This is a genomic window from Hymenobacter roseosalivarius DSM 11622 (genome assembly GCF_900176135.1).
GTDB classification, from domain to species: Bacteria; Bacteroidota; Bacteroidia; order Cytophagales; family Hymenobacteraceae; genus Hymenobacter; species Hymenobacter roseosalivarius.
Genome location: NZ_FWWW01000074.1, coordinates 15,194 through 27,406 on the forward strand (window position 1 = coordinate 15,194; position 12,213 = coordinate 27,406).

At 57.2% G+C, this 12,213-nt stretch carries 10 protein-coding genes and 1 tRNA gene; 8 read left to right on the forward strand and 3 right to left on the reverse strand.

Annotated features, from left to right (window positions below):
• Positions 1-202: 202 nt before the first annotated feature.
• Positions 203-276 (reverse strand) — tRNA-Arg (locus tag B9A24_RS12480).
• Between the two features lie 115 nt (positions 277-391).
• Positions 392-1,111, reverse strand: a complete 720-nt coding sequence (locus B9A24_RS12485; RefSeq protein WP_084446351.1) for a TVP38/TMEM64 family protein — start codon at positions 1,109-1,111, stop codon at positions 392-394.
• A 228-nt stretch (positions 1,112-1,339) separates the two neighbouring features.
• Here B9A24_RS12485 and B9A24_RS12490 point away from each other — a divergent pair, with 228 nt between their 5' ends.
• The 3 genes from B9A24_RS12490 (at position 1,340) to B9A24_RS12500 (ending at position 6,393) form a co-directional block, all read left to right on the forward strand.
• Positions 1,340-2,515 carry a cystathionine gamma-synthase gene (locus tag B9A24_RS12490; RefSeq protein WP_084446353.1) on the forward strand — a complete coding sequence of 392 codons (1,176 nt, stop codon included), beginning with the start codon at positions 1,340-1,342 and terminating at the stop codon, positions 2,513-2,515.
• Between the two features lie 130 nt (positions 2,516-2,645).
• Positions 2,646-3,179, forward strand: a complete 534-nt coding sequence (locus B9A24_RS12495; protein WP_084446355.1) for a superoxide dismutase family protein — start codon at positions 2,646-2,648, stop codon at positions 3,177-3,179.
• Positions 3,180-3,567: 388 nt separating this feature from the next.
• The gene (locus B9A24_RS12500) at positions 3,568-6,393 is read left to right on the forward strand and encodes a TonB-dependent receptor (protein WP_084446357.1); all 2,826 of its coding nucleotides are present in this window, start codon (positions 3,568-3,570) and stop codon (positions 6,391-6,393) included.
• A 77-nt stretch (positions 6,394-6,470) separates the two neighbouring features.
• Here the strand turns inward: B9A24_RS12500 and B9A24_RS12505 are convergent, their stop codons facing one another.
• A complete protein-coding gene (locus tag B9A24_RS12505; RefSeq protein WP_200813919.1) occupies positions 6,471-7,463 on the reverse strand; it encodes an OmpA/MotB family protein in 993 nt (330 codons plus the stop codon).
• Between the two features lie 173 nt (positions 7,464-7,636).
• Here B9A24_RS12505 and B9A24_RS12510 point away from each other — a divergent pair, with 173 nt between their 5' ends.
• From B9A24_RS12510 to B9A24_RS12530, 5 genes are all read left to right on the forward strand, one after another.
• Positions 7,637-8,686, forward strand: coding sequence for a class I fructose-bisphosphate aldolase (locus B9A24_RS12510; protein ID WP_084446358.1), 1,050 nt, complete (start codon positions 7,637-7,639; stop codon positions 8,684-8,686).
• Positions 8,687-8,817: 131 nt separating this feature from the next.
• Complete coding sequence (gene accD / locus B9A24_RS12515; protein ID WP_084446359.1) at positions 8,818-9,726, forward strand: acetyl-CoA carboxylase, carboxyltransferase subunit beta; 909 nt, start codon at positions 8,818-8,820, stop codon at positions 9,724-9,726.
• Positions 9,727-9,938: 212 nt separating this feature from the next.
• Positions 9,939-10,691, forward strand: a complete 753-nt coding sequence (locus B9A24_RS12520) for a YiaD family glycine zipper/OmpA-like lipoprotein (protein ID WP_200813920.1) — start codon at positions 9,939-9,941, stop codon at positions 10,689-10,691.
• Between the two features lie 187 nt (positions 10,692-10,878).
• A complete protein-coding gene (locus B9A24_RS12525; RefSeq protein WP_084446360.1) occupies positions 10,879-11,181 on the forward strand; it encodes a YMGG-like glycine zipper-containing protein in 303 nt (100 codons plus the stop codon).
• Between the two features lie 267 nt (positions 11,182-11,448).
• Positions 11,449-12,153 carry a YiaD family glycine zipper/OmpA-like lipoprotein gene (locus tag B9A24_RS12530; protein ID WP_084446361.1) on the forward strand — a complete coding sequence of 235 codons (705 nt, stop codon included), beginning with the start codon at positions 11,449-11,451 and terminating at the stop codon, positions 12,151-12,153.
• Positions 12,154-12,213: the final 60 nt, after the last annotated feature.

Sequence of the window (12,213 nt, forward strand, 5' to 3'; positions counted from 1 at the left end):
GTGCAGGAACTGCTGCTTACTACCAGCAGCGGAGCTGGCCCGCATCTGCTATGCCTTCCGATTTTGCCGCGCCCACGCGTCGTCCCGCTAGGAAACCATGAGGTAAATAACCCGGATGATTGGCCCCGCAATGCCGCACTAGAAATCACATGCCAAATAGAAATAAAAAAGCCCCCCAGCAAACTGCTGGGGGGCTTTTTCGTGGTCGTGTAAGGAGTCGAACCTTAAACCTCCTGATTCGTAGTCAGGTGCTCTATCCAGTTGAGCTACACAACCAATTCCCCGCTTGGGGAGCGCAAAGATAAGGGCTAATTTTTCAGACGGCCAAGCTGGGGGGCTTTTTTAGCGTAAAAATTTGCTGGAAAACGCACAAACTGCTGAGAGTCAGATTTTATTTCTCAGCGGGTGCGGCCCCGCCGCGGCTCAGCGCCCGCTGCAAGGCCCGGTTGAAGAGATAATACAGCCCAAACACCGACACGATAATCAGCCCCACGACCAGCAGCTTGCCCGCCGTGCCCGTGTCAGGGTCACTCACGAGGCTGATAACATCCTGGGCTTTGGTGCCCAGCCAGTAGAAAAACAGGCTGCGCGGCAGCATCCCGACCACCGAGGCCAGCAGAAACTTGCGCCGCTCGATGCGCATGACGGCCAGCACGAAGGTCATCAGGGCGAAGGGCAGCACCGGCGAGATACGGGTAAGCACGATAAGCTGCCAGCTTTCAGCTTTCAGCTCCCGCATCACGGCATCGGCCTTGGGGAAGTGACGCAGGAAGCCAAGCATCCGGCCGTGGTCGAGGGAGGAGGCCACCTGGTAGCCCACCAGCGCGGCCAGCGCATAGGCTACCACCATGCCCACCAGGCCGGCCCAGCCAAAGTAAAACCCCGTGACCAGGGCCACGAACGTGGTCGGGGTCAGCGCAAAGGCCATCGTGAAGGCGATAACCACGAAGTAAAGCGCCGTTTGGACGGGCGTGAGTTGCTGCAACAGTTCCTGGTTGCGGTAGAACAGGTAAGTGAGCGTAGAGCTGCCCAGCACCGGCAGGGCCACCAGCAGAAACATGGAGACCAGCGTGGAAGCGTTTTTCTGGAAAAGCTCTTTAAACACAGACATAGGCAGTAATAAATAGGGCCGACTGTGTGCAGCCGGCCCGAAGGTAGAACGTAAATTGCTCAGCAAAGGCTACGCGCCGGACTGGGGCAAGGGAAGCGGTTAACGGTATAAGCCATTCCGGGGCTGTTGTTTACCAAAAAATAATCGCCCGTGCTGCTTTACCTTTGGCCCGTCTCTCCCTACCCCGTATACTTTGCTTTTCCATTTGCTTTTCCATTTGCTTCTCCTATGAAATTCGGCACTAAGACCATCCACGCCGGCGTACATCCCGACCCCGAGACCGGGGCCATCATGACGCCCATCTACCAGACTTCTACCTATGTGCAGCGCTCGCCCGGCGACCACCGTGGCTACGAGTACTCGCGGACGCACAACCCCACGCGTACTCAGCTTCAGGATGCCCTGGCCGCCCTCGAAAACGGGCAGCACGGCCTGGCCTTCGCCTCCGGTATGGCTGCCATCGACTGCATCGTGAAGCTGCTCCAGCCCGGCGACGAGGTGATTTCGACCAATGACCTGTACGGCGGCAGCTACCGCATTTTTACCAAGGTATTTGCCCCCCTGGGCATCAAATTCCACTTCGTGCCCATGCACGATATGGCCGCCGTGCGCGAGAAAGTGACCGAGCACACCAAACTGATCTGGGTGGAAACACCCACCAACCCGCTGCTGAACGTGATTGACATCGCGGCCGCCGCTGCCGTAGCCAAAGAAGCCGGTGCGTTGCTGGCCGTTGATAATACTTTTGCTACGCCCTACCTACAAACGCCCCTCGACCTGGGGGCCGACCTGGTGATGCACTCGCTCACCAAGTACATGGGCGGCCACTCCGACGTAGTAATGGGGGCCATTGTGGTGAAGGACGACGAGCTGCACGAGCGCCTGCGCTTCCTGCAAAACGCCTGCGGCGGCACGCCCGGCCCTCAGGACTGCTTCCTTGTACTGCGCGGCCTCAAAACCCTGCATATTCGGATGCAGCGCCACTCCGAAAATGGCCGCGCCATTGCCGAGTTCCTGAAAGCTCACCCCAAAGTAGAGAAGGTGTACTGGCCCGGCTTCGCCGATCATCCCAACCACGACATTGCTGCCAAGCAGATGAACGACTTTGGCGGTATGATTAGCTTCGTGCTCCAGGGCGACCGGAAGGAAGACGCCGTGGCCGTGCTCGAAAAGCTGGAGCTATTTGCCCTGGCCGAAAGCTTAGGCGGCGTGGAAAGCCTCTGCGGCCACCCCGCCACTATGACCCACGCCAGCATTCCGGCCGAAGAGCGTCGCAAAGCCGGCCTAAGTGACTCGCTGATTCGCCTCAGCGTAGGCATTGAGGACGTGGAGGATTTGATCGAGGATTTGGGGCAGGCGATTGGGCAGGAAGTAACGGAGGAGCTTGCGGTAGCCGGTAGATAAGTGTTCTGATAGTTAAGAAGATATAAAATAAAAAAAACGGCTAAACCGCCCGATCATAGGTAACTTGATCGGGCGGTTTGCTGTATAGAAAAGACACGCAAACCTATAACCTCACTCCAAAACCACTACTATGAAAAACTTACTCTACGCTGGCTCACTCGCAGCCCTGTGCGCCCTAACGGGTTGCAACGACGATACGGTTAATCTGGTGCGGTTGGCCCACGCTGATCTGGAAGCAAAAAGTGGCAGTTCGTTGATCGGTACCGCCAGCTTCAGCCAAATAAGCGGCCGGGGTGTACGGGTGTACATAGTGGTAAGCGGCGTAGCGCCTGGCCAGCACGCGGTCCATCTGCACCAGAACGGGGACTGCTCCGGGCCAACGGCCATGAACGCGGGCCCGCACTGGAACCCCACCAGCGAGCCGCACGGCCGCCGGGGTACGGCACCATACCATCGGGGCGACATTGGTAACATAACGGTAGGCACCGATGGCACCGGTGTTCTGGCAGTCACCGCCGAAGACTGGAACATTGGCGGCAGCGATGCCAGCCGAAATATTCTCAACAAAGCCCTCATCGTGCACGCCAATGCCGACGATTATGTCTCGCAGCCTTCGGGAAATTCCGGCGCCCATATTGGCTGCGGCGTGGTGATGGACCAATAGTGCGTAAAGTTCAATAAGCAGGAAAGCACTATATTATAAAAGTCCCCCAGAACAAATCTGGGGGGCTTTTTTGCGGCTAAGCGAGTTGATGTATAACGCATTAGAAATAAATCGTCTATACTAGAGTTAGAATTCAATTTCTTCAGGCGCTTCCGCATTTTCGTTTTCGAAGTAATGCCTCTTTTATCACCATCAACTTACGCTTTGCTCGCCGTCGTGGCCGACACGCGTTGTTGTTGCTGATTTTATTTTAAGCTGACGCTTTCTCTTATTGGATATTAGGTACGCAGTGCAAGCTGGCTCTAACTGCTTGTCCGACTGCGCGATACGCCGCTATTGTGGCTGTTAGCCGATTCTGCTTCATTCTTTCCTCCAAACTCGTGTTTTTATGAAAAAAATCCTACTTCTTGTGGTGCTCCTGCTGGCCTTGGTGCCGGCCTGGGCCCAAAACATTGCTGTAACCGGCCGCGTGACCGGCGGCAACGGCGCCGCCCAGCCGGGCGTGACGGTGCTCCAGCGCGGCACTACTAACGGCACCAGCACCGATAATGACGGCAGCTACCGCATTCAGGTGCCCGCCGACGCCGTGCTTACCTTTTCGGCCATCGGCTCAGCCACCCAGCAGATTAGCGTGAACGGCCGCACCAGCATCGACGTGCGCCTGCAGGATGCTACCACGGACCTGAATGAAGTGGTGGTAACCGGCTCGCGGGCTACCGAAGGCCGCTCGAACATCCTGACTACTTCGCCGGTCGATGTTATTTCGGCCCGTGAAATCAAAGCCTTCGCTCAGGTCGACGTGGCGCAGATTCTGACGTACATAGCCCCGTCGTTTCAGTCGTCGCGCCAGTCCATCTCCGACGGCACCGACCACGTCGATCCCGCTTCGTTGCGCGGGCTCGGTCCTGACCAGGTACTGGTGCTCGTGAACGGCAAGCGCCGCCACAGCTCGGCGCTGGTGAACATCAACGGTACGGTCGGCCGGGGCTCGGTGGGCACCGACCTGAACACGATTCCCAACGCTTCCATCAAGCGCATTGAAGTGCTGCGCGATGGAGCCGCCGCTCAGTACGGCTCCGATGCCATTGCCGGCGTGATCAACATTCAGCTCAAAGACGACACCACCGGCCTGCAGGCCACCAGTACCGTGGGCGAGACCTACGAGGGGGACGGCCGCCTGTACCAAGCCGATGCCAACGTAGGCGTCGGTCTGAACGGCCGCGGCTACCTGGATCTGAGCGGACAGTTCAGCAACCGGGGCTACACGAACCGCACCGGCACCGATACCGCTCCGCTGATCTATCTGGGTGCGAATGGCGGCTACCCCGGCAGCGCCAACACCGAGCAGGCCCGCCGCGATCTGAAGGCCCAGGACGACGCCCTGGTAGCTCGCAACGGCTACAACCGCGACAACCTGCGCCTCGGGCAGTCGGAAGCCCGCAACTACGGTGGGTTCATGAATTTTGGCTATAAGCTGGTGCCGGCCCTCGGACTGGAGGCCTACGTTACGGCCGGAGCCACGCGACGGACCGGCAAAGCAGCCGGCTTCTACCGCCTCCCCAACCAGGTTACGCAGGTAGACCTGACCCTCTATCCCAATGGCTTTCTGCCTTTTATCAACACGACCATCGTTGATCAGTCGATTATCTCGGGGCTGCGCGGCCAGGTACTGGGGTTCGATGTGGACCTGAGCAACACCTTCGGGCGCAACGAGATTCGGTTCGACATCAGCAATACGCTCAACGCTTCGCTGCCTATTGGCCTTAGCCCCACCAACTTCTACGCCGGTGATATTGCCTTTCGGCAGAATACGTCCAACCTGAACTTCACGCGGCGCTTCACCAACGTAGCGGCTCTGAGCACCCTGAACGTGGCCTTTGGCGCGGAGTATCGCTACGATAATTACCAGATTAAGGCTGGTGAGCGTGGCTCGTACGAGAACTACGGCCGCCTCGTGTCGCCGGGTACGTTCGCCGCTGCCGGAGCCCAGGTGTTTCCTGGCTACCAGCCTTCCGATGCCGTGGACCGCTCGCGCACCAACACGGCCGGCTACATTGACCTGGAAAGCGACCTGACCGACAAGCTGCTGGTAAGCGTGGCCGGTCGGGCTGAGCGCTACAGTGATTTTGGCAATAACGTGAGTGGCAAGGTGGCCGCCCGCTACAGCGTACTACCGGATGTGGCCGTGCGCGGTGCCATCAGCAATGGCTTTCGGGCCCCTTCGTTGCAGCAGCGCTACTTCACCAATACCAGCACCCAGTTTGTGCAGGGCGCACCTCAGCAGGTGCTTACCGTTAATAATGATAACCCCATCGTGCGCAACGGCTTTTCGGCTACTGGTACGGGCCAGCAAGGATTCGGGATTCCGGCCCTGAAGCAGGAGAAGTCAGTAAACTACAGCCTGGGCCTCACCGCGCGGATTCTGAAAACCGCCACCCTGACTGCCGATGCCTACCAGATTGACATTCGGGACCGGATTGTGCTCTCCTCGCAGTTCAGCCGGGCCAACGCCACAGTAACCTCTATTTTGGGCACGCTGCCGGTGAGCCAGGTGCAGTTTTTCGCCAATGCTATCAACACCCGCACCCGCGGCATTGATATAGTGGCCAATGAGCGGGTGGAGGTTGGGCCGGGACGCCTGAGCCTGACGGTAGCCGCCAACTTCAACCAAACCAGAGTGCGCAAAATCAACAGCTCAGCTACTATCGACGCCGACCAGACGGGCCTGCAAAACACCTTGTTTGACCGGCAGCAGCGCAACCGCATCGAATCGGCGCAGCCGCGCAGCAAAATCAACCTGACGGCTGGCTACGCCCTGGGTATGTTCAGCGTGGAGGCCCGCACGGTGCGCTTTGGAGCCGTGGAGTACAAAGATGCCCGCCTGGGCAGCCCCGCCGGCAATCCTAACTTTCTCTATTCGTCCATCGATCAGACCTTCAGCGCCAAATGGATAACCGATCTGACGGTGGGCGCGCAGCTGACCAAGATGATCGGGCTGACGGTCGGTGCCAACAACATCTTCAACGTGTACCCCGACCAGTATAAGGTGAACCCCCGCAACAGCACCACGAACTTCTCCGTCGATCCGCTGCTCAACTACAACTCGACGCTCGATAACACCAACCGGGGCCGCACGATTTATAACCCCAACCAGTTCGGCTACAACGGCGGCTTCTACTTCGCTCGCCTGAATGTGACCTTGCCCACCAACTAAGGCTGGGTATCAAATCTTTATGCATAAAAAAGCCCCCCAGTAATGTCTGGGGGGCTTTTTTAGTGCTGCTGATTCTGTTACTTGGCCGTTGCGCTGGAACTGGCGTCCAGAATCTGAAACAGCTCGTCCAGCTTGGGCGTGAGGATAATCTCGGTGCGCCGGTTTTTCTGGCGGGCCACCGGCGTTTTGGCCACGTCCAGGGGCACGTACTTGGAGCGACCCGAGGCCGTGACACGCTCCGGCGTGACGCCGCTGGTAGTCAGCAGGCGGGCAATTTCGGTGGCGCGCAGTACGCTCAGGTCCCAGTTGTCCTGCATGCCGGCGGTGCCTTTCGTGATGGGCACGTCGTCGGTGTGGCCTTCCACTACCACGTTCACGTCGCGCTGCTCCTGGAGCACGGTGGCCAGCTTTTTCAGGGCGTCCTGGCCTTTGGGGTCTACTTTGGTCGAGCCTGATTTGAACAGCAGCTGCTCGGAAAGCGACACGTATACCTTGCCGTCCTTGAGCTGTACTTGCAGGTCGCTGTCATTGAAGCTAAGCAGGGCTTTGCTCACCTTAGCGCGCAGGTCGTTTACGGCCTTGTCTTTCTCGGCCAGGGCCTGCTGGAGCTCGGTCAGGCGGGCTTCGCGGGTTTTCAGGTCGGCGGTTAGCTTGTCGATTTCCGTCTGGCTTTTGCCCAAATCCGCCTCGCGGCGGGCCAGATCCTGGGCTACTTTGCTGTAGTCGGCGGATTTGTCGGCCAGGGCGCGGTCGGTGTTTTTGAGCAGCTTCTCGAAGCTGCTGTTCAGCTCACCGTAGAGGTTCTGGGTTTTGCGCAGCACGTTGCCGGTCTGGGTCGAGTCGGCCACCAAGCGTTTGTTGTCGAGGCGAAGCTGGGCCAGCTCGTCGCTGGCTTTCTGCAGCTCAGCTACGGCCTGGCGCTGCTGGCGCTCCAGATCGGTTTTGGCTTGCTCGGTAGCCGTTTGGCGGGCGCGCAGGTCATCGTATTTTTTGGAGGCAACGCAGCCGGGCAGTAACGTGGCAGCCGTCAGGCTTATAGCCCCAAGGAGTAGCGTAGAAGATTTTTTCACGATAGAGCGGTGAGTAACAAAGGGCTGGGGGGCAAATTTAACTGAGCGCAACACCCTGCGGCAAGGTAGCCATAGCGGACCCCAACTTCCAACCAGCCAACCTTGCGAAGCGATTTTCGACTTATATTTGCCCCCCGTACTTTTCCGCTCCCGTCTCACCTAAGAAATCACGCATGGCCTCCTATTCTGACCACAGCGCCGACACGCGGGCCCTGCTCCGGCACGAGTGCAAGACGATAGATAAAGGACTGCTGCACCAGCCTGGCCCCGATTTTCTGGACCGCTGCTTTGTGCCCTCCAACCGGACGCCGCAGGTACTGCGCTCGTTGGGGCAGCTGTATCATCATGGGCGGCTGAGTGGCACGGGCTACCTGTCTATTCTGCCCGTCGATCAGGGCATTGAGCACACGGCCGGCTCCTCTTTCGGACCGAACCCGATGTATTTCGACCCCGAAAACATCATTAAGCTGGCTGTGGAAGGCGGCTGCAACGCGGTGGCCACCACCTTTGGTACCTTCGGTACGGTGGCCCGCAAATACGCCCACAAGATTCCGTTTCTGGTTAAAATCAACCACAACGAGCTGCTGACTTATCCTAATAAGTTCGACCAGATCATGTTCGGGTCGGTGGAGGAAGCCTGGAACCTGGGCGCAACGGCCGTGGGAGCTACCATTTACTTCGGCTCCGAGGAGTCGAACCGGCAGATTGTGGAGGTGAGCCAGGCCTTTGAGCGTGCCCATGAGTTAGGCATGGCTACCGTGCTGTGGTGCTACACTCGCAACAACGCCTTCAAAACCGCCGACAAAGACTACCACGTAGCCACCGACCTCACGGGCCAGGCCAACCACCTGGGCGTCACCATTCAGGCCGACATCATCAAGCAGAAACTGCCCGAAACCAACGGCGGCTTCCGCGACCTGAAATTTGGCAAAACCCACAAGGCCATGTACGAGAGCCTGTCGGCCGATAACCCGATCGACCTCACGCGCTACCAAGTGGCCAACTGCTACATGGGCCGCATCGGCCTGATCAACTCGGGGGGCGAAAGCCTGGGCGACACCGACCGCGAAACAGCCGTCAAGACGGCCATCGTGAATAAGCGGGCCGGCGGCCAGGGCCTGATTTCGGGCCGCAAAGCCTTTCAGCGCCCCTTCGCCGAAGGCGTACAATTACTTCATACCATCCAGGATGTATACCTGGACAGTGAGGTAACGCTGGCTTAGTGCCTCAATGAGCAATTAATAATGACTAATGAGCAACTGCTGTTCGTTGTTACGCATTACTCATTAGTCATCTGTTGAAAAGCGTAAATTGCTCATTATTAACTGCTCATTACTAATTTCTCATTGAAGATATGTCCTGGTTTAAGCGCGTAGAGAAAGGCATCGTCACCCCGACGGAGCAGAAGAAGGAGACCCCGGACGGCCTGTGGTATAAGTGCCCGGAGTGCAAGACCGTGTCGCCCATGGTGGAGCACAAGCGCCTGCAGTTTACCTGCGCCAAGTGCAACCACCACGCCCGTATCGATTCGGCCGAATATTTTGAGGTGTTGTTTGATAATAATCAGTTCACGGAGCTCGATGCCGAGCTGAGCTCGGCCGACCCGCTGCACTTCGTGGATACGAAAGCGTATCCGCAGCGCATCGTGGCTACGCAGCACCAAACGGGCCTGCGCGACGCGGTGCGCACGGCCCACGGGCAGCTTAATGGCCTTGACCTAGTAGTAGCTTGCATGGACTTTAAATTTATCGGCGGCTCGATGGGCTCGGTGGTGGGCGAAAAGATTGCCCGCGCCATCGACTACGCCCGCCAGCACCGTGTACCCTTTCTCATGATTTCCAAGTCGGGTGGGGCGCGCATGATGGAGGCGGGCTACTCGCTGATGCAGATGGCCAAAACCTCGGCCAAGCTGGCGATGCTATCGGAGGCGGGTATACCGTACATTTCCCTGCTCACTGACCCCACTACGGGCGGCGTGACGGCTTCCTACGCCATGCTCGGCGACTTTAATATCTCGGAGCCCGGCGCGCTGATTGGGTTTGCCGGCCCGCGGGTAATTAAGGAGACTATTGGTAAAGACCTGCCCAAAGACTTTCAAAGCGCTGAGTTTGTGCTTGAACATGGCTTCCTCGACTTCATCGTGGACCGCAAAAACCTCAAGGCCCAACTTACTGACTTGCTGACTATGCTGCGTCCCGCATCGGAGGTTTTGATAGAGACGTTGCCTTTACAACGTAGCTTGCGAACAGCCGGCACGGCCTAGAAACTTAAGGCATTAACCATAAAAAGCCCGCCAGACACGCAATAGCACTACCTGGGGGGCTTTTTTAGCTGTTAGATCCGCTCATTTGGTTTCAGCAAGGTTTTTGATAGAGCCAGTAATATATTCCACGAACTTTTTCGGGCAAAATGCAGTAAGCAGCACTGAAAATCATTCCTTCCACGTTTAGTTTCTGTTCCACCAAGTACACTTCCATGAAATCCTCCAACTCAATTTTTTCTCTTTTCCTGGCCTTTACGCTGTTCCTAGGCTCATGCGCCACGTCGCAGCAGGGCTCGGGCAACATCCCGCAGGGCAATGATACCACAGGTAATGGAACTGGCCCTCGCAAGACTGGCACTAGCCGCACAGTGAAGGGTGGTGCTATTGGTGCCGGTGCCGGTGCCATTACTGGCGCTGTCTTAGGTCGCGTGATTGGTGGTAAGTCGGGTACGGCAGCGGGCGCCATTATCGGTGCGGCCGTAGGCGGTACGGGCGGCGCCCTCATTGGCCGCCGCATGGACAAGCAGGCCGAAGAGTTGCAGCGCGATATGCAGAACGCCAAAGTAGAGCGCGTAGGCGAAGGCATCAAAATCACCTTCGATTCGGGTATTCTCTTCGATACCAACGCTGCTACACTACGTCCGGCTTCGATGACGGAAATTGACAAAATGGCCACTACGCTCCAGAAGTATCCCGATACCAACATTCTGGTGGAAGGCCACACGGATGCCAGCGGCTCCGACGCTATCAACCAGCCACTTTCGGAGCGTCGCGCGCAGGCGGTAGCCACTTATACCACCTCCAAGGGTGTAGAGGCTTCGCGTGTTCAGACCCGTGGCTACGGTTCTTCGCAGCCCATTGCCGACAACACCACCGAAGCTGGTAAGCAGGCTAACCGCCGGGTAGAAATTGCCATCTACGCCAACGAGAAGATGAAGAAGGCTGCCGAAGAAGGCCGCTTGTAAGCATTACCTGTCGACTGAAAGACTTAAAAAGGCCGCCCACTTGGGCGGCCTTTTTCGTGTTGAAAAAGCCATATTCGTTCTCCTTTTAAGTTCGCCTAAAACCCGGCGAAGTCAACCTAAGCGCCATACTTATCGTTTAGGGCTCAGATTGTCATAGGTTTAATCGTGTCACCTAACGAGAGAAATCATGAAAAATATTCGTTTGTATTTCGCTGTGGCTGCAGCCATATTGTTCTTGGGGAGTAATACTGCCTTGGCACAGAGCACCACGCAGCCTGAGAAAAAAGGCTGGAGTCGGAAAGGCAAGGGCGCTGTCATCGGCGCTGGTACTGGCGCGGCGGCTGGGGCCATTATCGCGGGTAAAGGCGACCGGGGCAAGGGTGCCGTTATTGGCGCTGGTGCCGGTGCCGTGAGTGGTGCCCTGATTGGGCGTAGGCAGGACAAGAAAAAAGACCCGGTTCGGCACCGGGAGTATACCAAGAAAGACTAGGTTTTGCTAGTCGAAAAGTTGTTCTGACAAAAGGCTGCCGCTTATTGAGGCAGCCTTTTTTGGTTTACGGTTAGAAACTAACTCAAGTATATAGGCAGCTAGTAAAAAGCCATTTACAGGCGCGGAAGGGTATTTTTTTGTTGGTAAATAGGATGGGAGCAGGAGTTTGGCAAGGTGGTTGCCTTTCGATTAGTCATGGGAGGGAATTCATTCCTTTAGTTTGCTTCCCGCCAACGAATACCAAAACAAACCCCTTCATAGTATATCATGAAAACCTCTCGTTCGTACTTCGCCTTTATCCTAGCCCTGTTGCTGCTAGGCAGTAATTTCGCTCAAGCACAAACCACGACTACCAGGAAACCAATGAGCAGAACTGCTAAAGGCGGTTTGATCGGGGCTGGTGCTGGTGCCGTAGCTGGTGGCGTACTGGGCCGCGTGCTTGGTGGCAAAAACAGCACCGCCGGTGGTGCTATTATCGGTGCGGCCGTAGGTGGTGCCGGTGGTGCCCTCATCGGCCGCCGCATGGATAAGCAAGCTGCTGAGCTACAGCGCGAAATGGCTGGTGCCAAAGTAGAACGCGTAGGCGAAGGCATCAAAATCACCTTCGACTCGGGCATTCTATTCGCCAAGAACTCGTCTAACCTGACTTCTACTGCCCAAAGCAACATTGCTGAGCTGGCTGCTACGCTGAAAAAATACGGCGACACCAACGTGCTGATCGAAGGTCACACCGATACCAGCGGCAACGACGCCATCAACGATCCTTTGTCGCAGCGTCGGGCTCAGGCAGTGGCCAATTATGCCCAGAACCAGGGCGTAGAGGCTTCGCGCTTCCAGACCCAGGGGTACGGTTCGCGTCAGCCCATCGCCGACAACTCGACTGAGGCTGGCCGCACGGCTAACCGTCGGGTAGAGGTCGCCATCTATGCCAACGAAAAGCTGAAGAAGGCTGCTGAGCGCGGCACCATCTAAGCTTCGCTGTCAAAAGTTCTTAAAAAGCCCCCCGGAAATATTCCGGGGGGCTTTTTTATG

Bases quoted from the DNA above. Each gene is read 5' to 3' on its own strand.
- B9A24_RS12485 (WP_084446351.1), bottom strand. From the start codon at position 1,111: ATGTCTGTGTTTAAAGAGCTTTTCCAGAAAAACGCTTCCACGCTGGTC.
- B9A24_RS12490 (WP_084446353.1), top strand. From the start codon at position 1,340: ATGAAATTCGGCACTAAGACCATCCACGCCGGCGTACATCCCGACCCC.
- B9A24_RS12495 (WP_084446355.1), top strand. From the start codon at position 2,646: ATGAAAAACTTACTCTACGCTGGCTCACTCGCAGCCCTGTGCGCCCTA.
- B9A24_RS12500 (WP_084446357.1), top strand. From the start codon at position 3,568: ATGAAAAAAATCCTACTTCTTGTGGTGCTCCTGCTGGCCTTGGTGCCG.
- B9A24_RS12510 (WP_084446358.1), top strand. From the start codon at position 7,637: ATGGCCTCCTATTCTGACCACAGCGCCGACACGCGGGCCCTGCTCCGG.
- accD (WP_084446359.1), top strand. From the start codon at position 8,818: ATGTCCTGGTTTAAGCGCGTAGAGAAAGGCATCGTCACCCCGACGGAG.
- B9A24_RS12520 (WP_200813920.1), top strand. From the start codon at position 9,939: ATGAAATCCTCCAACTCAATTTTTTCTCTTTTCCTGGCCTTTACGCTG.
- B9A24_RS12525 (WP_084446360.1), top strand. From the start codon at position 10,879: ATGAAAAATATTCGTTTGTATTTCGCTGTGGCTGCAGCCATATTGTTC.
- B9A24_RS12530 (WP_084446361.1), top strand. From the start codon at position 11,449: ATGAAAACCTCTCGTTCGTACTTCGCCTTTATCCTAGCCCTGTTGCTG.